Here is a 23,024-nt window from a genome sequence, read left to right on the forward strand (position 1 = left end):
ATTTCCGAGCGTCTTTCCGCCTCTCTTCCTGACATTCCATTCTCGCTGCCGATGTCCATCCGCTACCCCTTATTGAATCGCGAGCTGGGCATTCTGGGTTTCAACGAGCGTGTGTTGGCACAAGCTGCCGACCCAGCCGTCCCTTTGCTCGAACGTCTGCGTTTCATCTGCATCACCAGTAGCAATCTCGACGAATTCTTCGAAGTCCGCATGGCTGGACTGCAGGAACAGATGCGCGACAACCCCGGCGCACTGTCGCCGGACGGCATGTCGCTACAGCACGTGTACGACCTCGTGGTCGAACGCGCGCAGAAGCTCGTGCATCGTCAATACACCATGCTGCACGACACGGTGCTCACCGCGCTCGAAGCAGAAGGCATCTATTTTCACGGCACGGAAGCGTGGAACGAAGCGCAGACCGAATGGGCGCGCAACTACTTCTTCGACGAACTGTTGCCCGTGCTCACGCCGATCGGCCTCGATCCGGCGCATCCGTTTCCACGCGTGCTCAACAAGAGCCTGAACTTCGTCGTCGAGCTGGAAGGCAAGGACGCCTTCGGCCGTCAGGCGATGATGGGCATCGTGCAGGCGCCCCGCGCGCTGCCGCGGCTCGTGCGCATGCCGCAGGAACTGTCGGGCTATCCGCATGGCTTCGTGCTGCTGAGCTCGCTGTTGCAACGCTTTGTCGGCGAGCTGTTTCCTAACCTCGTGGTGCGCAGTTGCAATCAGTTTCGCATCACGCGCAATAGCGAACTGTTCGTCGACGAAGATGAAATCACCAATCTGCGTGTCGCGTTGCAGGGCGAATTGCCGGCGCGGCATCTGGGTAACGCGGTGCGGCTCGAAGTGTCGGCGGAAACGCCCACGCATGTCGTGCGGCGCCTGCTCGACGAAAGCGGCCTGTCCAACAAGGACTGCTATTACGCCGACGGACCCGTCAATCTGGTGCGGTTGATGCAATTGCCGGAGATGGTGGACCGCCCCGATCTGAAGTTCGTGCCGCACATTCCCGCGATTCCGCAGCGGGTTGCCAACAGCGCCAGCATGTTCGACGTGATCGATCAGGGCGACGTGCTGCTGCATCATCCGTACGAGAGCTTTCAGCCGGTGCTCGAACTGCTGCTGCAGGCGGCTAAAGACCCGAACGTGGTCGCGATCAAGCAGACCATCTATCGCACCGGCACCGATTCGCCGCTGATGGACGCGTTGATGCAAGCCGCGCGCAACGGCAAGGAAGTCACGGTCGTGGTCGAACTGCTCGCGCGCTTCGACGAAGAAACCAACATCAACTGGGCCTCGCAGCTCGAAGCGGTCGGCGCGCACGTGGTGTACGGCGTGGTGGGCCACAAGTGCCACGCGAAGATGATGTTGATCGTGCGGCGCGTGTCGGTGGGCGGCAAGACTACGCTCAAGCGCTATGTGCACCTCGGCACCGGCAACTATCATCCGCGCACGGCGCGTCTTTACACCGACTTCGGCCTGATGACCGCCGACCAGAAAATCTGCGAAGACGTGCATCACGTGTTCCAGCAACTGACCGGCATCGGCGGGGAACTGAAGCTGCACGAGTTGTGGCAATCGCCGTTCACGCTGCATCCGAAACTGGTCGAAGCGATTCGCGCCGAAGCCGAGCATGCGCGCGCCGGCAAGAAAGCACGCATCGTCGCGAAGATGAATGCGCTGCTCGAACCCACGGTGATCGCCGAGCTGTACGAAGCCGCGCAGGCCGGCGTGAAAATCGATCTGATCGTGCGTGGCGTGTGTTCGTTGCAGCCGGGTGTGGCGGGGCTGTCGGAGAACATCACGGTGCGCTCGATCGTCGGACGCTTTCTCGAACACCATCGCATTTTCTATTTCTACGACGGCGGCAAGGAGCAGGTCTATCTGTCGAGCGCCGACTGGATGGACCGCAACTTCTTCCGGCGTGTTGAAGTGGCGTTCCCGATCAACAACCGCCGTTTGAAGCGGCGTGTGATCGCTGAAGGTCTGTCGGCATTCCTCGGCGACAATCAATCCGCGTGGTTAATGCAAAGCGACGGCCATTATCGGCGCCGCCGGCCGGGCAAGTCCTCGCGCAACGCGCAGATGAGCCTGTTGGGGAAATTCTGTTCGTAACGTTAGCGATTGCGCTCGCTTCGGCGAGACAGTGACACGCGTAAAAAACCCGCTACGTGCGGGTTTTTTTCATGCCGATGCGCCCACGTTCAAGCCGGCGCCGGCTGCCGACGCGCCGTGCGATACGCCGGGAAGCGCACGGTGAACGTGCTGCCACGTCCCTCCTCGCTCTTCACGTCGAGCTGCGCATCGTGCCGCTGCAGCACATGCTTGACAATCGCGAGTCCAAGACCGGTGCCGCCGGTGTCGCGCGAACGGCTACGATCGACGCGATAGAAACGCTCCGTCAGCCGCGGAATGTCCGCAGAAGGAATGCCGAGTCCGCTGTCCGTCACGGAAAATACCGCATTGCCGCCCTGCGCGCGCCAACCCACCTTGATCGCGCCGCCGTCCGGCGTGTAGCGGATCGCGTTCGTGACGAGATTGCCGAACGCACTGAGAATTTCCGTTTCAACGCCGGTGACGGTGAGCCCTTCGTCGGCATCGAACACGATCTTGTGATGATCGCTCGACAGGTTTTCCGCGTCGTCGCGCAGATGCCGCAACACCGCGCGCATATCGATCATCTGATCGCTTGGCGGCTTATTGTCGCCTTCGAGTTTGGCGAGCACCAGCAGATCGCTGACGATATGGCGCATGCGCGAAGCCTGCTGCTCCATGAGTTCCAGATAGCGCGAACGTTCGCCCTCGCTCAACGGCAACTCGCGCATAGTTTCCAGAAAACCTGAGAGCACCGTGAGCGGCGTCTTCAGTTCATGCGAGACGTTGGCGACGAAGTCGCGCCGCATCGCGTCGGTCCGCTCAAGTTCGGTGATGTCTTGCGAGAGCACCAGCTTGCGATTTTCGCCGTACGGAAACACCTGCACCGAGAGCACATTCTGCCGTTTCTCGCCCATGCCGCGCATGATCAGCATTTCTTCGTAGCGGTGCGAATTCAGATAGCGAACGAAGTCCGGCTGACGCACCAGATGCGTGATGTGCTGACGCAGATCGCGTTTTGCATCGAGGCCGAAATGGAGTTCGGAGATCGCGTTGCACCACTCGATCTGATCGTGATCGTCGAGCATCGCCACGCCGTTCGGCGAGGCCTGGATCGCCTGAATGAAACGCGAATGCTGCTGCTCGACCTGGCGCACCTGGGCGTGCCAGCGCTTCGCGAGCTTGTGCAGACGGTAGTAGATTTCGCCCCAGATGCCGGGGGCGCTCGGCACTTCGCCGTAAACCGGCGCGTCGAGCAAACGCCACAGACGCTGTTTATGAAAGGTGCTGAAAAGGCTCTGCGCGAGCAGCATGACAATCGCGAGGACGAGCGCTGCCTTGACGTTCACGAGTGCGCCGACCACCACGCACAGAACAGCCAGCAGCACGACCGACACGATGGAGCGCGCCCAGATGATGTTCATGGTCTAGCGATCGAAGAGAAAAGCCTATGCGCCAGGATGGGAATCGCGGCGCCTATCGTTGCGAAGATGACGTATGACGCAGGTGGCTCGCATACCGCCACCGTTGAGCAAGCGTCAGGCGCTCTTCGCAAGCCGGTAGCCGCTGCCGCGTACCGTCTCAATCATAGCATCGCACCCGGCCGGCTTGAGCGCCGCGCGCAGGCGCTTGATATGCACGTCCACCGTGCGCTCCTCGACGAACACGTGATCGCCCCACACCTGATCGAGCAGTTGCGTGCGGCTGTGCACGCGCTCCGGGTGCGTCATGAAGAAGTGCAGCAGGCGGAATTCCGTCGGACCGAGATCCAGCTTGATCTCGCTGCCTTCGGCATGCGCTGCCACGCGGTGGGTTGCCGGATCGAGCTTGAGACCGTTGATCGCGACCACGTCCTCGGTCAACTGCGGCGCACGGCGGCGCAACACCGCCTTGATGCGCGCCATCAGTTCTTTCGGCGAGAACGGCTTGGTGACGTAGTCGTCGGCGCCGATTTCGAGGCCGAGCACCTTGTCCTGCTCGTCGCCACGCGCGGTCAGCATGATGATCGGGATATGCTTCGTGCGCTCGTTGTTGCGCAGATCGCGAGCGAACGCGATGCCCGATTTACCCGGCAACATCCAGTCGAGCAGGACGAGGTCGGGCAATACGTCGCTGATCAGATTCTGCGCCTGCTCCGCGTTGTACGCGCGAATCGGGCAGTGTCCGGCGTGTTGAAGATTGACCGAAATCAGTTCGGAAATGGCGGGCTCATCTTCAATGACGAGAATGCTGCTGGGCATCGGCACCTCTGGTCCTTATCTCTGGATTAACTGAGTGCTTCGCGTTCGAGCGCGTCACGCGACTTGTGCCGCACGTCCGTACCCTTCACGATGTAAATGATGAATTCGGCGATGTTCTTCGCGTGGTCGCCGATCCGCTCGATCGCCTTGGCGATAAAGAGGAAGTCGAGGCCCACCGAGATCGAACGCGGATCTTCGGTCATGTACGAAATCAGCTTGCGCACGAAGGCGCGGAATTCTTCGTCGATCGCTTTATCGTCGCGCACGATCTGCGCGGCGGCGACCGTATCGAGGCGCGCGAACGCGTCCAGCGCGCGGCGCAGAATCGACACCGCCATTTCGCCGGACAACTTGATTTCGGCGATATTGATGGTGCGCGAGGCACCGTCTTCCATCAAACGCTTGGTGCGCTTGGCGATTTTTTCGGCTTCGTCGCCGGCGCGCTCGAGATTCGTGATGGTCTTCGAAATCGCGATCAGCAGACGCAGATCACGCGCGGCCGGCTGACGGCGCGCGATGATGTTGCTGCACTCTTCGTCGATTTCCACTTCCATCTTGTTCAGACGATCTTCCGCGACGATCACCTGTTCGGCGATGTCGAGATCGAATTCGTTGAGCGCTCGCATGGCGTTGACGATCTGCGATTCGACCAGGCCGCCCATTTCGAGCACCTTGGAGGAAACCAGATTCAGGTCGGCGTCGAACTGGCTGGACAGGTGTTTATCGGACATGTCGTACTCCCTTGTTTTGCTCGGCGTGTTAACCGAAGCGGCCAGTGATGTAGTCCTCGGTTTCCTTGCGGACCGGCTTGATGAAGATCTTTTCGGTGTCGCCGAATTCAATCAACTCGCCGAGGTACATATAGGCAGTGTAGTCCGAACAGCGGGCCGCCTGTTGCATGTTGTGCGTGACGATCACCACCGTGTAGTCGCTCTTCAATTCGGCGATCAGCTCTTCGATACGGCCCGTCGAAATCGGGTCCAACGCCGAGCACGGCTCGTCGAGCAGGAGCACTTCCGGACGGATCGCAATGCCGCGCGCAATGCACAGACGCTGCTGCTGACCGCCCGACAAACCGTAGCCGCTCTGGCCGAGCTTGTCCTTCACTTCGTTCCACAGCGCGGCTTTGGTCAGCGCCCATTCGACGCGGTCGTCCATCTCCGAGCGCGGCAGCGTTTCGAACATCTTCACGCCGAACGCGATGTTGTCGTAGATCGACATCGGAAACGGCGTCGGCTTCTGGAACACCATGCCGATCCGCGCGCGCAGCAGCGAGATATCGCGCTTGGAGGTCAACAGGTTTTCGCCGTCCATCAGGATTTCACCTTCGGCGCGTTGCTCCGGATAGAGCGCGTACATCTTGTTCAGCGTACGCAGCAGCGTGGACTTTCCGCAACCCGACGGGCCGATGAACGCGGTCACCTTGCCTTCGGGAATCTGCAGGTTGATGTTCTTCAGCGCGTGATACTTGCCGTAGAAGAAGTTCAGATCGTTGATCTCGATCTTCGGGCGCGACGGCGCCTGCGACTGGCCGCTCTGGGCGGGATCGAAACCGGCGGGCGCAGTGGGACGCGCGATCGGATTGAGTTGAGTTTCTGCCATATTCATCGGATTACACTCCGCCCTTACTTGTTCGAGAAGATCGTGCGCGCGAGGATGTTCAGTCCCAGCACCGCGAGCGTGATCAGGAAGACGCCGGCCCACGCGAGCGATTGCCACTGCGCGAACGGGCTCATCGCAAACTTGTAGATCGTGACCGGCAGGTTCGCGACCGGCTGGCCCATGTCCATCGAGAAGAACTGATTCGACAGCGCCGTGAAGAGCAGCGGTGCGGTTTCGCCTGCGATACGCGCCACGCCGAGCAACACGCCGGTGACGATACCCGCGATGGAAGCCTTCAGCGTGATCGACAGCACCATCTTCCACTTCGGCGTGCCGAGTGCGAAAGCCGCTTCACGCAGTGCGTTCGGCACCAGTTTCAGCATGTTTTCCGTGGTGCGGATCACGATCGGAATCTGCAGCAAGGCGAGCGCGAATACGCCGGCCCAGCCGCTGAAGTGGCCCATCTTCGCCACGACCAGCGCGTAGACGAACAGGCCGACCACGATCGAAGGCGCTGACAGCAGAATGTCGTTGATGAAACGCGTGAGGCTCGCGAGCCAGCCCTTCTGGCCGTATTCGGCGAGATAGACGCCGGCCAGAATACCGATCGGCGTGCCGACAAAAGTCGCGAGTCCGACTAGCATCAGACTGCCGACGATCGCGTTGGCCAGACCGCCGCCATCGGTGTTCGGCGGCGGCGTCGATTGCGTGAACATCTCGATCGACAGGCCGCCGATACCCAGACGCAAGGTCGTGTACAGAATCCAGATCAGCCACAGCAGACCGAACGCCATCGCGGCGAGCGACATGGTCAGCGCGAGCGCGTTCTTCATGCGGCGGCGGCCTTGCAGACGCACACGCATCGCTTCGAGCGCGACGGCGTCGTTCGAACCCGGCATATTCAAAGTGGGCTGGCTCATTTCGCGCCCTCCCCTTTTTCGAGGCGAAGCAGCATGATCTTGGAGATCGCCAGCACGATGAAAGTAATCACGAACAGGATGAGACCGAGTTCCATCAGCGCCGACGTATGCAGGCCCGGATCCGCTTCGGCGAATTCGTTGGCGAGCGCTGACGTAATGCTATTGCCCGGCGAAAAGAGCGAGACGTTATCCAGCAGATTGGTGTTGCCGATCACGAAGGTGACAGCCATCGTCTCGCCGAGCGCACGGCCCAGACCCAGCATCACGCCGCCGATCACGCCGCTCTTGGTGAAGGGCAGCACGATCTTCCACATCACTTCCCACGTCGTGCAGCCGATGCCGTATGCCGACTCCTTCAGCAGAACCGGCGTGACTTCGAACACGTCGCGCATCACCGAGGCGATGTACGGAATGATCATGATCGCAAGTATGACGCCGGCGCACAGAATGCCGATGCCGATCGGCGCACCCTGAAACAGCGCCCCGATGACCGGAATGCCGCCGAGCACCGCGCCGAGCGGCTTTTCGAAGTACGTCGCGAAGATCGGCGCGAACACCAGCAGACCCCACATGCCGTACACGATCGACGGAATCGCGGCGAGCAGTTCGATCGCGATGCCGAGCGGACGGCGCAGCCACGCGGGCGCGAGTTCCGTCAGGAAAAGCGCGATGCCGAAGCTGACGGGCACCGCGATGATGAGTGCAATGATCGACGTGGCGATCGTGCCGTAGATCGGCACCAGGGCGCCGAATTGCTTGCTGGGTGGATCCCAGTCGGCGGTCCACAGGAAGCTGAGACCGAATTGCTTGATCGACGGCATGGACGCGACGACCAGCGACACGATGATGCCGCCGAGCAGCAACAGGGTAATGATGGCGGCGAGCCGCGCGAGACCGCCGAAGATCACGTCGCCGGCGCGGCTGGGCGCTTTCTGCTGCGACGCGCTGCCGGGCGGGGTCGACCTGCTCGCGCCGGACGCTAATTGGATATCGGACATGAGAGCCTGATGGACCTGTTTCCAGTTGCCGTATGACACGTGTCGTGCGGCCGGTAATGCCGGGGTTTAAAGCCATTGGCCGTCCTCGCATGAGGACGGCCAACGTGTTACGTACTGCGGATGCCGAGCGTTTCGTTTATTGCTCCACTTACTCGGCGATTGCCTTGCCCGAAGCGTCCTTCACTTTCGACTTCCACTGCGTGCGGATTTCCGACACGACCGAATCCGGCAGCGAGATGTAGTCCAGATCGTTTGCGGCTTGCGTGCCGTTCTTGAACGCCCAGTCGAAGAACTTCAGCGTTTCGCTGCCTTGCGGCGCCTTCTCTTGCGTGGTGTGAACCAGCACGAACGTCGCGCCGACGATCGGCCATGCGTTCTTGCCCGGCTCGTTCGTCAGGATCTGATAGAACGACTTCGACCAGTCCGCGCCGGCTGCCGCTGCCTTGAAGGTGTCCGACTTCGGCTCGACCACCGTGCCCGACGAGTTCTTCAGCGCGACATACGTCATGTGGTTCTGCTTCGCGTACGCCCATTCCACGTAGCCGATTGCGCCCGGCAGACGTTGCACGAAGGCTGCGACGCCGTCGTTGCCCTTGCCGCCCGTGCCCGTCGGCCAGGCGACCGTCGAACCCTCACCGACCTTCGCCTTCCAGTCCGCGTTGACCTTCGACAGATAGTTCGTCCAGATGAAGCTGGTGCCCGAACCATCGGCGCGGCGAACCACGGCGATGTCGGTATCCGGCAGCTTGACCTTCGGATTCAGCGCAACGATCGCCGGATCGTTCCACTTCTTGATCTTGCCCAGGTAGATGTCGCCGAGCACTTCGCCCGACAGCGTCAGTTCAGCCGGCTTCACGCCCGGCACGTTGACGACCGGCACCACGCCGCCGACCACCGTCGGGAACTGGAACAGGCCTTCCTTGGCGAGTTCGTCGTCCTTCAGCGGAGCGTCCGAACCGGCGAAGTCGACGGTCTTCGCGACGATCTGCTTCACGCCGCCCGACGAACCGATGCCTTGATAGTTAACCTTGCCGCCGCCGGACTTCTGATACGAGTCGGCCCACTTCGTGTAAATCGGTGCTGCGAAGGTGCTGCCCGCGCCGGTGATGTCTGCGGCTTGCGCTGCGATCGCGAAAAGCGCGCCAGCGACGCCAGCGAACACGGTTTGCATCAATTTCATGAGACCTCCAAAGGTGTGAGCGGTGTGAGCGAGTAACACGAACACCGCGAAGCTTAGGGTCTCTTTGTGACAGTAACGTGACTTAACGTGAAACGGATGTGACAGTGGGGTTACAGACTTGAAAGGCGTTTGAACGGAGAAATCGCCGGTTTCGCGAAGTTCGGAGCGTCGCTCTACAGATTAGGCGAAAAAGATAGGCGCGAACGTTTGCGGGTGCGTGTTCGGGGCAAGAGATGTGGCGCGGGTGGTGCGGCAATGGGCCGCGGGTGGGATGGTGGCTGGCGTCTGGCTGAGGGTTCGGCGCCGTGCCTTTTGGGTGGCTAGCCGTCGGAATTAACGACGCGCGACACCTGGGAGCGGCACATGGCGAATGATGAATGACGCGCTGCGTTTGGAGCGTGGCGGTTGCGAGTGCCGAATTGCACATTGCCGGCGGCGGAACGATATGGCTATCGTCCCGCCGTGCTGCGCCGCAAGACTCGTGGCTTACGCCGTAGCCTCTTTCACAGCGTCGGCAATCGATTCCGCATGATGAAGCGCGTCGGCGACATTTTCCGCTTCCACCATCACGCGCAGCACCGGCTCGGTGCCGGACGCGCGAATCAGCACGCGGCCGCGGCCGTTCAGCGCGCTCTCGGCCTTGGCGATGGCGCGGCGGATCACGTCGCTGCTCTTCCAGTCCGCGTCGGGCTTCATGCGCACGTTGATCAGCTTCTGCGGGAACAGTGTGACGCCGTCGAGCAGGTCGGCGAGCGTTTTATCGCTGCGCTTCATGGCCGCCAGCACCAGTAACGCGGAGACAATGCCGTCGCCCGTGGAATGGCGGTCGAGCGAAAGAATATGGCCGGAGCCCTCGGCTCCGAGTTGCCAGCCGTGTTCGCGCAACTGCTCGAGCACGTAGCGGTCGCCGACCGCCGCGCGGACGAACTTCACGCCGGCTTCCTGCAGCGCCACTTCCACCGCCATGTTCGTCATCAAGGTGCCGACTGCGCCGTCCACCTTGCCGTCGGTCGCGACACGATCCTTGACCAGGATGTACAGCAGTTCGTCGCCGTTATACAGGCGCCCTGCGGCGTCGACCACCTGCAGACGGTCGGCGTCGCCATCGAGCGCGATGCCCAGATCCGCATGATTCGCGCGCACGGCACGCACCAGCGCATCCGGTGCGGTCGCGCCGACACCGTCGTTGATGTTGAAGCCGTTCGGCGCGACGCCAATCGGAATTACTTCGGCGCCGAGTTCGTGGAATACGTGCGGCGCGACGTCATACGCGGCGCCGTGTGCGCAGTCGACCACCAGCTTCAGGCCATGCAGATCGAACGCCGCCGGGAACGTGCTCTTGCAGAACTCGATGTAGCGGCCTGCCGCGTCGTCGAGACGCCGCGCCTTGCCGAGTTGCTCGGATGCCGCGCAGGCGAGCGGCAGATTGAGTTGCTCCTCGATCTGCGCTTCCACTTCGTCAGGCAACTTGTTGCCGTCGGCGGAGAAAAATTTGATGCCGTTGTCGTAGTACGGGTTATGCGATGCACTGATGACCACGCCTGCGGCGAGCCGCAACGCACGCGTCAGGTAGGCGATGCCGGGAGTCGGCATCGGGCCGGCCAGCATCACATCCACACCCGCCGCGGAGAAACCCGACTCGAGCGCGGCTTCGAGCATGTAGCCCGACACCCGCGTGTCTTTACCGATCAACACGGTTGGCCGAGTGCCCGTTTTGGCCCACCGGTCCGCGCCTGCCAACACCTTGCCGGCCGCATAGCCGAGCCGCAATACAAACTCCGGCGTGATAGGTCCTTCGCCGACTTTGCCCCGAATGCCGTCCGTTCCGAAATAACGACGTGCCATGTTTAATCTTCCTCTTTGGCTTGTGGGTTCAACCGCGCGCGCGGCTGTGCTTCGCCGCATCGCGCATGGCTGCCCATACTTTCAATGCATCTACTGTTTGCGCGACGTCGTGCACGCGCAGAATCGCAGCGCCCCGTTCAGCGGCGCACACCGCCGCCGCAATGCTGCCCGCGACGCGTTCCGGCGCCGGGCGTCCCACCACCGCGCCGACCATCGACTTGCGCGACATGCCGGCAAGAATGGGATACGGCGGCTCAGCTCGCGGCGCCGTATCCGGCAGGTGCGCGAGCAGCGTGTAATTATGCTCGACTACGGTCTTGCCGAAGCCGAAACCTGGATCCACGCTGATACGAGCACGCGCAATGCCCGCCTGCTTGAGTGCCGCGACACGCTCCTCGAGAAAATCGCGAACTTCGCTCACCACATCATCATAGACAGGCTCACCGAGCTGCATGGTCTGCGGCTCGCCGAGCATGTGCATGACACACAGGCCGCATTCACTGTTGCGCACCGCGTCGATTGCGCCAGGCATCCGGAAGCCCCAGATGTCGTTGATGAGATCGGCGCCGGCGGCCAACGTGTGGCGCATCACTTCGGGCTTGTAAGTGTCGATCGACAAGGGCACATTCGCGCCGCGCAGTTGCTCGACGAGCGGGATCACCCGCTCCAGCTCTTCGTCGAGCGGCACCGGCGGCGCGCCCGGACGCGTCGACTCGCCACCGATATCGATGATGTCCGCGCCGTCGAGCATCATACGCTCGGCCTGGCGCAACGCATCGCCGCGCATCGTGTAGTTGCCGCCGTCGGAAAAAGAATCGGGAGTGACATTCAGAATGCCCATGACCAACGGGCGTTCGAAGGTCAGCTTGAAGCGGCCGCACTGCAGCGGCTCGGGAATAGGCAGAAAAGGGAATTCGACTTTCGACACGTGGTGGTGCTTTACGCAAACGGATAAATGCAAAACGGGCCGGTGTGAAACACACCGGCCCGCACTTTCTACTGGTCGCCTATCAGGCCGGCGCCGTTGCGCTGCCCGGCTTGACCTCGGTGCCCGGGCTGCCGCCCGACGAGGCGTCGGTTGCCGACGGCGTGGAGGTCTTCGGCGAACGCGGCGGACGGCCTGCCATGATGTCGTTGATCTGATCGGCGTCGATCGTTTCCCACTCCATCAGCGCGGCGGTCATCGCTTCGACCTTGTCGCGGTTCTCGTCCAGCAGACGCTTCGCGAGGTTGTACTGCTCGTCCAGCACGCGGCGGATTTCGGCGTCGACCTTCTGCTGCGTCGCTTCCGAAATGGTGCGCGTGAAGCCGCGGCCAAACGGCGTGGCGTCGTTTTCGTCGTCGACGTAGACCATCGGTCCGAGTGCATCCGTCATGCCGAAGCGAGCCACCATGGCACGCGCCGTTTGCGTCGCCTTGTTGAAATCGTCCGACGCGCCGGTGCTGAGCAGGTTCAGGAACAGCTCTTCCGCGACGCGGCCGCCAAACAGGATCGCGAGACGATCCAGCAGGTAGTCTTTCGAATACGTTTCGTTGTCATGCTCCGGCAGCTGCCACGTTACGCCCAGCGCGCGGCCACGCGGAATGATCGTGACCTTGTGCACCGGATCGGCCTTCGGCAACAGCTTGGCGATCACCGCATGGCCCGACTCGTGGTACGCCGTGGCGCGCTTCGATTCTTCGCGGATCACGGCCGACTTGCGCTCCGGACCCATGAAGATCTTGTCCTTCGCGTCTTCGAAGTCGTTCATTTCGACGATGCGTTTGCCACGGCGAGCTGCAAACAAAGCCGCTTCGTTCACCAGGTTCGCGAGGTCGGCGCCCGAGAAGCCCGGCGTGCCGCGTGCGATCACCGCTGCATCGACGTCATTCGAAATCGGCACCTTGCGCAGGTGAACCTTCATGATGTGCTCACGGCCGCGAATATCCGGCAGACCGACATACACCTGACGGTCGAAACGGCCCGGACGCAGAAGCGCCTTGTCGAGCACGTCCGAACGGTTCGTTGCAGCGATCACGATCACGCCCGAGTTCGCTTCGAAGCCGTCCATCTCGACCAGCATCTGATTCAACGTCTGTTCGCGTTCGTCGTTACCGCCGCCCATGCCGGCGCCGCGATGACGGCCGACCGCGTCGATTTCGTCGATGAACACGATGCACGGTGCGTGCTTCTTGGCCTGCTCGAACATGTCGCGCACACGAGCCGCGCCGACACCGACGAACATTTCGACGAAGTCCGAACCCGAGATGCTGAAGAACGGCACTTTCGCTTCGCCGGCGATGGCGCGCGCAAGCAACGTCTTACCGGTCCCCGGCGGGCCAACCAGCAGCACGCCGCGCGGAATGCGGCCACCCAGCTTCTGAAATTTCTGCGGATCGCGCAGGAAATCGACCAGTTCGGAGACTTCTTCCTTGGCTTCGTCGCAACCGGCGACGTCGGTGAAATTGATTGCGTTGTTGTTTTCGTCGATCAGACGTGCACGGGATTTACCGAACGAGAACGCACCGCCTTTCCCGCCCCCCTGCATCTGTCGCATCATGTAGAACCAGAAACCGATGATCAGGATCGTCGGCCCGAGGTAGTACAGCGCGGACACCAGCGCGTTGGGTTCGTCATCAGCCTTGCCGCTCACCTGAACGCCATACTTCATCAGATCGCCGACCATCCAGATGTCGCCGGGCGACACGATCTGGTACTTCTGGCCGTCTGCTGGAGTGACCGTGAGGTTCCGCCCCTGGACAATGACGTTCTTGACTTTGCCGTTCTTCGCGTCGTCCATGAACTGCGAATAGGAAACGCCTTCCTGGACACGGGGCTTGTCGAACTGCTTGAACACCGTAAACAGCACCAGTGCGATAACCAGCCACACTGCTGCTTTCGAAAACATATTGTTGTTCAAAGCACCACTCCTTCACTTAGACGGGCGCCTACATTTGCCTTGCGGCACCACGAAAGCATTCTAATCCAGTCCGCAGACCCCTGCCATAAGGTTTCACTACCACAGAAATAGGACAGCGGGCCATTCCAGTACCCATTTCCAAGGCCATGATCGCATTATCGGCAGATGCGGAACCGTCCTGCAGCGTCCTATGCGGGCCGCTTGAGATGCTTACCCAAAATAAACGTTTCTGACGACTTGTCCCGCGAGGCTTTCGGCTTGCGGGCCGCCACCACCTTAAACTGATGCTTGAACTTTTCGACAATCTGGCTGTAACCGCTGCCGTGAAAGCATTTGACTAAAAGGGCACCATCCTGTTTCAGGTGATTTTGTGAGAATTCCAGCGCGAGATCGCACAGATGCTCGATTCGCGCGGCATCCGCCACCGCCACTCCCGACAGGTTGGGCGCCATATCCGAAATTACAAGATCAACCTGGCGTTCGCCGACCAATTCTGCCAGTTGACTCAGCACGGTGTCTTCGCGGAAGTCACCCTGAATGAAAGTGACGTCGGCAATCGGCTCCATCGGGAGCATATCCAGCGCGATGATCGTGCCGTCGATGCCACCTTCGCGCTCGGCGTCGCGCTGCGAACCCTTGGCAAGCTTATTACGCGCGTACTGGCTCCAGCTGCCCGGCACCGACCCGAGGTCGACGATCACCTGGCCGGGACGGATCAGCTTGTCCTGTTCGTCGATTTCCTTGAGCTTGTAGGCTGCGCGGGCACGATAGCCCTCCCGCTGCGCCATTTTTACGTACGGGTCGTTGATGTGATCATGCAACCACGCCGTGTTGAATTTGTTTTTTGCCATTAAGCGTTGAACTCTTGCTGCGTTATGACACGCTTTAGGGGATAATACGCGGTTAATTCGCGCGGACGCCGCCAAAACTGGCAGTCATCCGCGATTCTGTTGTTCTGACGCGCCGCCCTGCGCGATTGGCCGAATCTCTCGGAAATGCAGGTGCCGCCATTTTAGTCGAGTCTCCCACTTTCCATGCCCGCCCTCAAAGTCTCTTCCGACCAACGCGCCGAGTTGCGCTCCCAGGCACATGCGCTCAAACCGGTCGTGCTCGTCGGCGCCGAAGGCTTGACCGACGCTGTGCTCACCGAGATCAAGGTCCACCTTGGTGCTCATCAACTCATCAAAATCCGCGTGTTCGGCGACGAACGCGAAGAGCGCATCGCGATCTATGAAGACGTCTGCGACAAGCTGAACGCCGCGCCGATCCAGCATATCGGCAAGCTGCTGGTGATCTGGAAGCCGGAAGTTGCACAACCGGCGGTGAAGACCAAACGCGGCGCCCTGCCGAGCGCCCGCGAAGCCGCGGTGGAAGCCAAACCGGGCAAGGGCCGCGCGCCGCGCGTCGTGACGGTCGTGAAGCCCAGCGAAATCCCGATGCGCAAACCCAAGGCCAAAGCCGTTGTGGTGCGCGGCAATGAACGCGTGACGCAAGGCGGCAACATCAAGCGCGCCAAGAAGCGCCAGACCAGCGCGAAGCGCTCGCATCAGTCGTCGAAATAAGCGAATGATGAGAGGTGCGGGCGGCGTCCGCACCTTGACATGGGCTGCGTGATCAAGACCTCAAAGCTCAACATTGCCCCGCAAGCTCGCCGCGCCAGTTTGCACGCCCAAGCGCCGCGAAGCAGCTTCAGTGGCTTGTCTCAGCCAGCGACCTTCCCCGCCGTACCGCGAGCACCCTGCTCAGCCGAGACAACGCCTGCGCCCGCAGGCAGTTTCCACACCAGCGCGACACCCAGCAGGCTTTCGATCAGGTAGAACAGACTCGACACGCCATGCAGGATGCCGAAGCGCGTTGCATAAACCGAATGTCCGACATCGCTGCCCGCTTCGAGCGCGGCAATGCGCATTGCATTCATGAAAGGCTGCAACGCGAAGTAACCAACCAGCACGCATACCAGCATGCCGACGATCAGCCAGCGCAAGCGGCGATACGCATTGCTGCCGCGCCGAACCAGCAGGTTCGCGAGACCGAGCAGCAAAATGCCGCACACCGCACCCAGCACGCCTTCGATGCGGAACAGTTGCGCCGCCACCGCGCCGGCCGTCATCCGGTCGAGCGAGGTGAACAGCACGGGTGCGACGGCATAGCCGATAGTCAGCAGACTACCGACCCATACCACCGTCAATAAGCGGAAAAATCGATGCGGCATCAGGGACACCGGAGCCGCCTTCAAACGTAGCTAACCGCGATGATTTCGTATTCGCGCACGCCGCCCGGAGCCTGCACCGACGCAACGTCGCCTTCCGACTTGCCGATCAAGGCGCGCGCGATCGGCGAGCTGATCGAGATCAAACCGTGGTCGATGTCCGCTTCGTCGTCGCCGACGATCTGATATTTGACCTTTGCACCCGAATCGAGGTCTTCGAGTTCGAGCGTCGCGCCGAACACCACGCGCCCGTCCGCTTCCACCGCGGCCGGATCGATAACCTGCGCGCCTGCCAGCTTCGATTCGATTTCAGCGATCCGGCCTTCGATAAAGCCTTGCTTTTCCTTCGCCGCGTCGTATTCCGCGTTTTCCGACAGATCGCCCTGGGCACGCGCTTCCGCGATCGAATTGATCACCGAAGGACGCTCAACCGATTTCAGGCGCTGCAATTCATCGCGCAACATTTCCGCGCCGCGCTTCGTCAATGGAACAGTGCTCATAAACAACTCTATGCAAAAAACAGCCGTAAAAAAAATCACCGCGGTTAAGTGCATTCCGCGGGGGCCAGAGCGCCGAGCAAAGCCCGGCGCCAAGCACCTGCGGAACGCCGCTTAACCGCGGCACTTACATCTTGGACAGGTATTCGAAGCCTTAGTTTAGGCGAGCGTGGAGGCCTTGTAAATCATAGACTTCGAGGTCCTTCAAATAGCGCAAACCTTCGACTGCGGCACGCGCACCGGACATGGTCGTGTAGTACGTGACCTTGTTCGCCTGCGCGCTCATGCGGATCGAGCGTGAGTCGGCAATTGCCGCGCGGGTTTCGTCGACGGTCGTGAAGACCAGCGCGATCTCGCCGTTCTTGATCATGTCGACGATGTGCGGACGGCCGTCCTTCACCTTGTTGACAACCTTCACCGGCACGCCGGCTGCTTCGATCGCGGCGGCCGTACCTTTGGTCGCGACGATCGGATAGCCGAGTTCGTGCAACATGCGCGCAACTTCGACGGCCTTCGGCTTGTCCGCGTCCATCACGGTCAACAGCACCGTGCCCGACTCCGGCAGACGCGAACCCGCTGCGAGTTGCGACTTGAACAGCGCTTCGCCGAAAGTCTGGCCGACGCCCATCACTTCGCCGGTCGAACGCATTTCCGGTCCGAGCACCGGATCGACTGCCGGGAACTTGACGAACGGGAACACGGCTTCCTTCACGCTGAAGTACGGCGGATCGATTTCCTTCGTCACGCCTTGTTCGGCGAGCTTCTGCCCGACCATAGCGCGCGCCGCGATCTTCGCCAGCGGCAGGCTGGTCGCCTTCGACACGTACGGCACCGTGCGCGAGGCGCGCGGGTTCACTTCGAGCACGTAGATGACGTCTTCCTTCGAGCCGTCTGCCTGCGGCACCTGCTGAATCGCGAACTGCACGTTCATCAGGCCGATCACGTTCAGCGCCTTCGCCATCGCGCCGGTCTGCCGCTTCAGCTCAGCAATGGTTTCCTTCGACAGCGAATACGGCGGCAGCGAGCACGCCGAGTCGCCCGAGTGCACACCGGCCTGTTCGATGTGTTCCATCACGCCGCCGATAAACACAGCCTCACCGTCGGAGATGCAATCCACGTCGCATTCGATCGCGTCGTTCAGGAAGCGGTCGAGCAGCACCGGCGAATCGTTCGACACCTTCACGGCCTCGCGCATATAGCGTTCGAGGTCGCGCGGCTCGTGGACGATTTCCATCGCGCGGCCGCCCAGCACGTACGACGGACGCACCACCAGCGGATAGCCGATTTCGTCGGCGAGCTTGAGCGCTTCGTCTTCGGCGCGCGCGGTGCGGTTCGGCGGTTGACGCAGGCCGAGGTCCTGCAGCAGCTTCTGGAAACGCTCGCGGTCTTCGGCGGCGTCGATCATGTCCGGCGACGTACCGATGATCGGCACACCGTTCGCTTCGAGATCGAGCGCGAGCTTCAGCGGCGTTTGGCCGCCATATTGCACGATCACGCCGACCGGCTTTTCCTTGTCGACGATTTCGAGCACGTCTTCGAGCGTCAGCGATTCGAAGTACAGACGATCGGACGTGTCGTAGTCGGTCGAAACGGTCTCAGGGTTGCAGTTGACCATGATCGTTTCGTAGCCGTCTTCGCGCATGGCGAGCGCAGCGTGCACGCAGCAGTAGTCGAACTCGATGCCTTGGCCGATCCGGTTCGGGCCGCCGCCCAGCACCATGATCTTCTTGTTGTTGGTCGGGTTCGCCTCGCACTCTTCCTCGTAGGTCGAGTACATGTAGGCGGTTTTCGTGGCGAATTCGGCCGCGCACGTGTCGACGCGCTTGTACACCGGGCGCACGTTCAACTCGATACGGCGCTGACGCACTTCCGCCGGCTTCGCGCCGAGCAGCTTGGCGAGACGCCGGTCCGAGAAGCCGCTTTGCTTCACGTACTTCAACTCTTCTTTCGAGAGGCTCGCGAGCGTGCGGCCTGCCAGCGCCTTTTCCTTCAGGACGATCTGTTCGATCTGCGCGAGGAACCACGGGTCGATCGAGGTCTCTTCGAAAATTTCTTCGGCCGTCATGCCGACACGGAACGCGTCGCCCACGTACCAGATGCGATCCGGACCGGCTTCGCCGATCTCGCGGATGATCTCGTCGCGGTTATCGGTCTTTTCGTCCAGACCGTCGACGCCGACTTCCAGACCGCGCAGCGCCTTCTGGAACGACTCCTGGAAGGTGCGGCCGATCGCCATCACTTCGCCGACCGACTTCATCTGCGTGGTCAGGCGCGAATCGGCTTCGCGGAATTTTTCGAACGCGAAACGCGGGATCTTGGTGACGACGTAGTCGATGGTCGGTTCGAACGATGCCGGGGTCTGGCCACCGGTGATTTCGTTCTTGAGTTCGTCGAGCGAGTAGCCAACCGCCAGCTTCGCGGCGATCTTCGCGATCGGGAAACCGGTCGCCTTCGACGCCAGCGCCGACGAGCGCGACACACGCGGATTCATTTCGATCACGACCATCCGGCCGTCTTTCGGATTGATCGAGAACTGCACATTCGAACCGCCCGTGTCGACGCCGATCTCGCGCAGCACCGCGAGCGATGCGTTACGCAGGATCTGATATTCCTTGTCCGTGAGCGTTTGCGCCGGCGCGACGGTGATCGAGTCGCCGGTGTGGATGCCCATCGGGTCCAGATTTTCGATCGAGCAAACGATGATGCAGTTGTCCATTTTGTCGCGGACCACTTCCATCTCGTACTCTTTCCAGCCGAGCAGCGACTCTTCGATCAGTAATTCGCGCGTGGGCGACAGATCGAGGCCGCGCTTGCAGATCTCTTCGAACTCGTCGCGGTTGTACGCGATGCCGCCGCCCGAACCACCCAGCGTGAACGACGGACGAATCACCACCGGATAGCCGCCGCTGCCCGTTAGCACAGCGATGTCGGCCTGCACCTGAAGCGCTTCTTCCATGGAATGCGCGGTGCCCGATTTGGCCGAACCGAGGCCGATCTTGGTCATCGCGTCCTTGAACTTCTGGCGGTCTTCCGCCTTGTCGATCGCTTCCGGCGACGCGCCGATCAGCTCGACCTTGTACTTCTCCAGCACGCCGTGCGCGTGCAGATCGAGCGCGCAGTTCAGCGCGGTCTGGCCGCCCATCGTCGGCAGGATCGCGTCGGGGCGCTCCTTCGCGATGATGCGCTCGACCACTTCCCACGTGATCGGCTCGATGTAGGTCACGTCGGCCGTGTTCGGGTCGGTCATGATCGTCGCCGGATTGCTGTTGACGAGAATGACCTTGTAGCCTTCCTCACGCAGCGCCTTGCATGCCTGCGCGCCCGAGTAATCGAACTCGCACGCCTGGCCGATGATGATCGGACCCGCGCCGATGATGAGGATGCTCTTGATATCTGTCCGCTTGGGCATAACGCTCTCGCTAATGTATTCCTGAATTCTTTCCGTCGGCGCGCGCCGCTGTGGCGTTGCGCGCGCTCTGCTCTGTCTGGTGCGGCTCGCCGCGCGTGCGCCGCTGTGCGTCGATTACGCGCGGCGCGGCGCGAGCCGTGCGCCGCCGAGACTTGGCTCCCGCTTTATGCCGCTGCGGTCTTGCCGGCCTTCTTCGTGTCCATCAACGCCGTGAAGCGGTCGAACAGATAGGCGATGTCATGCGGACCGGGCGACGCTTCCGGGTGACCCTGGAAGCAGAACGCCGGCTTGTCGGTCAGCGCGAAGCCCTGCAGCGTGCCGTCGAACAACGAGACGTGCGTGGCGCGAGCGTTGGCAGGCAGCGTGTCGGCATCGACCGCGAAGCCGTGGTTCTGCGACGTGATCACTACGCGGCCATCGTCCAGATCTTTCACCGGATGGTTCGCGCCGTGGTGGCCGGTCTTCATCTTCATGGTTTTGGCACCGACCGCGAGGCCCATGATCTGATGGCCGAGGCAGATGCCGAAGGTCGGAACGCCGCGCTCGATCAGCTCCTTCGTGGCGCGGATCGCGTAGTCGCACGGTTCCGGGTCGCCCGGGCCGTTCGACAGGAAGATGCCGTCCGGATTGAGTGCGAGCGCGTCAGCGGCGCTGGCTTGCGCCGGCAGCACGGTGACGTGGCAGCCGCGTTCGGCCAGCATGCGCAGGATGTTGTATTTGACGCCGTAGTCGAACGCCACGACGCGGTACTTCGGCGCCTTCTGCGTGCCGTAGCCTTCGCCCAGACGCCATTCGGTCTGGGTCCACTCGTAGGTTTCCTTGGTCGACACGACCTTGGCGAGGTCCATGCCCGCGAGGCCCGGGAACGAGCGCGCGAGTTCGATCGCCTTGGCTTCGTCGTCCGAACCGGCGAGGATCGCGCCGTTCTGCGCGCCCTTGTCGCGCAGAACGCGAGTCAGCATGCGGGTGTCGAGACCGGCGATGGCGACCACGCCTTCGTCCTGCAGATATTGCGGGAGCGTGCGCTCCATGCGGAAGTTCGACGCGAGAACCGGCAGATCGCGAATGATCAGGCCGGCGGCATGGACTTTCGTAGCTTCGACGTCTTCGGCGTTCACGCCGACGTTACCGATATGCGGATACGTGAGGGTCACGATCTGGCGCGCGTAGCTCGGGTCAGTCAGGATTTCCTGATAGCCGGTGATAGCGGTGTTGAACACGACTTCGCCGATCGTATGCCCGGGGGCGCCGATCGAGTAACCACGAAAGACCGTGCCGTCGGCGAGCGCGAGCAGAGCGGGAGAAAATGACGGCAACACGGGAGACTCCTTGGGGAACACCCTGTTGCCGACCTGTCTATCCGACTGCGAGCCGCAGCGAAACGCATCGGGATGCGCGCGCAGACTCGCTCGCGAACTGCCGTTGACGTTGCAAGGGGCGCGATGGGTCCATTGTGTGGACGGATCGGCTGGGAACTGGGCCTTGGGCCCTGCTTGCTACGCCGGTGGCGCGCGGCGGATGAACGGTATGGGAGAGGTAGGCGCTAGGGTGCGGGTTGATAAGCTCAAACCTTGGAATTATAGCGTGAAACTGCCCTTCTCTCCAAATCCGAGATGGTGAGCGCGCGAGGGGGAGCGCGCCTTGAAATCGCTCAAAGCCTTGCTGCGTCTTGGGTGCACGGCGCTCTGCGGCATTTTCAGGAGCGCGAATCGGGATAGCGTCGGCAGACAGGGCACGGCCGCCGAAGCGTCGTGCCATGCCGGTTCAAGCGTCCTGTTCTGCGTGGACTTCGGCCGGACGAACCAGCTTGCGGCCCGGCAAGACGTACCAGATTGCGCTCAGCACCTGCAGCGCGACCAGAATGCCCCACGCGGTCAGATGCGCGGCCGCCGGATAATGGCCGCCGCTCGCCGGCCATTGCGACAGCACCGCGCCGACGCCGATCTGGAAGCCGAAAATCAGCAGGAAGATGATCAACGTCAGCGTGGTATTCACGCGGCCGATCATCTGCGCCGGGAAGTGCCGGGCCATGACCGCGTAGCTGAGAATACCGGTGCCGCCGAAGATCCCGTATGCCGCCCACAACAGGCCCGCGGGCAGCGGCGCCTTGAACATGATGAGCAACTGCGTCACGACGTACAGCGCCATGCCGATGCCGCAAAACGCATGGAGCGAGATGCCGCGCCGTTCGAGACTGCGCGCGGCCGCGCCGAAGCCCACGCAGCCGGCCATCATCGCGAAGCCGAGAATCGAGACAAGCGCGGCGGCTTCGCGCGGCTCGAAGCCTTGTACGTCACGCAGCCACGCGCCGACCCAAAGCGACTGCATCGCGTAGAAGACGCCTTGCGTAACGACCGAGAACGACGCGACCTTCCAGAACGCCGAGCTGCGCAAAATATGCAGCGTGCCTTTGAACTGGGCACCTAGACTCGCCTGATGATGCGATTCCTTCGTGTCCGGCGCGAGCGTCCACTGCGCCAGTGCGACCAGCACGGTCAGCAAACCCAGCCCGACGCAGACCGCGCGCCAGCTGGCGAAGGTCAGCACCCACGTCAGCGGCGAGCCGACCATCACGCCACCGAAGCCGCCGATCGCCATCACCAGTCCGTTCATCAGCGGCAGGCGCGCCGCGGCGAAGTGCTGCGCCAATGCCTTGAACGCAGCGCCAAGACACACGGAAACGCCGACGCCGATCAGCAGTCGCCCCACCATCATCACGCCCACGCTTTGCGCGGCGCCGAACACCCCAATACCGAGCGCGGCAAATAGCAGCGTGACGGCCGTGACACGCCGCGCGCCGAAGTGATCGAGCAGGACACCAGCCGGAATCTGAGCGCCCGCGAAGCCGAGGAAATAGAGACTGGTGAGCAGGCCCAGATCGGCGGCCGACAAACCGAGATCGTGCGTAATGAACGGCGCAAAGCCGAGGTTGACGCCGCGGAACACGTAGGAGACGAAATAACCGGCGGAGAACAGCAAAAAGACGCGCAACTGGGTCGACGACATGAGCTTTGAGTTAGGCGGCTGGCCGAATGGGTTTGACCGAAGCACGAAAGATAAAGGAAAAGCGACGGCTTTGCCCGAAATGATCTGCGGAATGAAAAACGCCGTCACCACAGGTGACGGCGTT

At 61.8% G+C, this 23,024-nt stretch carries 18 protein-coding genes; 2 read left to right on the forward strand and 16 right to left on the reverse strand.

Going from position 1 to position 23,024, the window contains the following annotated elements; all coding sequences use genetic code 11:
- Positions 1 to 51 precede the first annotated feature (51 nt).
- On the forward strand, positions 52 to 2,115 hold the full coding sequence (gene ppk1, locus HF916_RS43250) for a polyphosphate kinase 1 (RefSeq protein WP_168795846.1): 2,064 nt from the start codon (positions 52 to 54) through the stop codon (positions 2,113 to 2,115).
- Positions 2,116 to 2,204: 89 nt separating this feature from the next.
- Here the strand turns inward: ppk1 and phoR are convergent, their stop codons facing one another.
- The 11 genes from phoR to HF916_RS43305 form a co-directional block, all read right to left on the reverse strand.
- Positions 2,205 to 3,518, reverse strand: coding sequence for a phosphate regulon sensor histidine kinase PhoR (phoR, locus tag HF916_RS43255; protein ID WP_168794763.1), 1,314 nt, complete (start codon positions 3,516 to 3,518; stop codon positions 2,205 to 2,207).
- Between the two features lie 114 nt (positions 3,519 to 3,632).
- Positions 3,633 to 4,334, reverse strand: a complete 702-nt coding sequence (phoB, locus tag HF916_RS43260) for a phosphate regulon transcriptional regulator PhoB (protein WP_006051991.1) — start codon at positions 4,332 to 4,334, stop codon at positions 3,633 to 3,635.
- A 26-nt stretch (positions 4,335 to 4,360) separates the two neighbouring features.
- On the reverse strand, positions 4,361 to 5,065 hold the full coding sequence (gene phoU, locus HF916_RS43265; RefSeq protein WP_168794764.1) for a phosphate signaling complex protein PhoU: 705 nt from the start codon (positions 5,063 to 5,065) through the stop codon (positions 4,361 to 4,363).
- A 28-nt stretch (positions 5,066 to 5,093) separates the two neighbouring features.
- The gene (pstB, locus tag HF916_RS43270; protein ID WP_106283721.1) at positions 5,094 to 5,942 is read right to left on the reverse strand and encodes a phosphate ABC transporter ATP-binding protein PstB; all 849 of its coding nucleotides are present in this window, start codon (positions 5,940 to 5,942) and stop codon (positions 5,094 to 5,096) included.
- 17 nt (positions 5,943 to 5,959) lie between these two features.
- Positions 5,960 to 6,856, reverse strand: a complete 897-nt coding sequence (gene pstA, locus HF916_RS43275) for a phosphate ABC transporter permease PstA (protein ID WP_168794765.1) — start codon at positions 6,854 to 6,856, stop codon at positions 5,960 to 5,962.
- Entirely contained in the window at positions 6,853 to 7,854 is a 1,002-nt protein-coding gene (pstC, locus tag HF916_RS43280) for a phosphate ABC transporter permease PstC (protein ID WP_168794766.1), read from the reverse strand. Before pstC ends, pstA begins: the two co-directional genes overlap by 4 nt.
- 148 nt (positions 7,855 to 8,002) lie before the next feature.
- Positions 8,003 to 9,034, reverse strand: coding sequence for a phosphate ABC transporter substrate-binding protein PstS (gene pstS, locus HF916_RS43285; RefSeq protein WP_168794767.1), 1,032 nt, complete (start codon positions 9,032 to 9,034; stop codon positions 8,003 to 8,005).
- 486 nt (positions 9,035 to 9,520) lie between these two features.
- Entirely contained in the window at positions 9,521 to 10,879 is a 1,359-nt protein-coding gene (glmM, locus tag HF916_RS43290) for a phosphoglucosamine mutase (RefSeq protein WP_168794768.1), read from the reverse strand.
- A gap of 28 nt (positions 10,880 to 10,907) precedes the next feature.
- Positions 10,908 to 11,720, reverse strand: a complete 813-nt coding sequence (folP, locus tag HF916_RS43295; protein WP_431311470.1) for a dihydropteroate synthase — start codon at positions 11,718 to 11,720, stop codon at positions 10,908 to 10,910.
- 169 nt (positions 11,721 to 11,889) lie between these two features.
- Entirely contained in the window at positions 11,890 to 13,779 is a 1,890-nt protein-coding gene (gene ftsH / locus HF916_RS43300; protein ID WP_168794769.1) for an ATP-dependent zinc metalloprotease FtsH, read from the reverse strand.
- Positions 13,780 to 13,967: 188 nt separating this feature from the next.
- Positions 13,968 to 14,630 carry an RlmE family RNA methyltransferase gene (locus HF916_RS43305; RefSeq protein WP_168794770.1) on the reverse strand — a complete coding sequence of 221 codons (663 nt, stop codon included), beginning with the start codon at positions 14,628 to 14,630 and terminating at the stop codon, positions 13,968 to 13,970.
- A 183-nt stretch (positions 14,631 to 14,813) separates the two neighbouring features.
- On the opposite strand from HF916_RS43305, the gene HF916_RS43310 reads away from it, so the two are divergent.
- Positions 14,814 to 15,341 carry a YhbY family RNA-binding protein gene (locus tag HF916_RS43310; RefSeq protein WP_168794771.1) on the forward strand — a complete coding sequence of 176 codons (528 nt, stop codon included), beginning with the start codon at positions 14,814 to 14,816 and terminating at the stop codon, positions 15,339 to 15,341.
- Positions 15,342 to 15,481: 140 nt separating this feature from the next.
- Here the strand turns inward: HF916_RS43310 and HF916_RS43315 are convergent, their stop codons facing one another.
- From HF916_RS43315 to HF916_RS43335, 5 genes are all read right to left on the reverse strand, one after another.
- Positions 15,482 to 15,991 (reverse strand): DUF4149 domain-containing protein, encoded by a 510-nt coding sequence (locus tag HF916_RS43315; protein WP_168794772.1) that lies wholly within the window; start codon positions 15,989 to 15,991, stop codon positions 15,482 to 15,484.
- A 20-nt stretch (positions 15,992 to 16,011) separates the two neighbouring features.
- Entirely contained in the window at positions 16,012 to 16,488 is a 477-nt protein-coding gene (gene greA, locus HF916_RS43320; RefSeq protein WP_054036257.1) for a transcription elongation factor GreA, read from the reverse strand.
- Positions 16,489 to 16,639: 151 nt separating this feature from the next.
- A complete protein-coding gene (carB, locus tag HF916_RS43325; RefSeq protein WP_168794773.1) occupies positions 16,640 to 19,894 on the reverse strand; it encodes a carbamoyl-phosphate synthase large subunit in 3,255 nt (1,084 codons plus the stop codon).
- A gap of 164 nt (positions 19,895 to 20,058) precedes the next feature.
- Positions 20,059 to 21,213: a glutamine-hydrolyzing carbamoyl-phosphate synthase small subunit gene (gene carA, locus HF916_RS43330; protein ID WP_168794774.1), complete on the reverse strand. Its 1,155-nt coding sequence runs from the start codon at positions 21,211 to 21,213 to the stop codon at positions 20,059 to 20,061.
- Between the two features lie 445 nt (positions 21,214 to 21,658).
- A complete protein-coding gene (locus HF916_RS43335) occupies positions 21,659 to 22,900 on the reverse strand; it encodes an MFS transporter (RefSeq protein ID WP_168794775.1) in 1,242 nt (413 codons plus the stop codon).
- Positions 22,901 to 23,024: the final 124 nt, after the last annotated feature.

Origin of the sequence: Paraburkholderia aromaticivorans, assembly GCF_012689525.1 — a bacterium.
GTDB lineage: Bacteria > Pseudomonadota > Gammaproteobacteria > Burkholderiales > Burkholderiaceae > Paraburkholderia > Paraburkholderia aromaticivorans_A.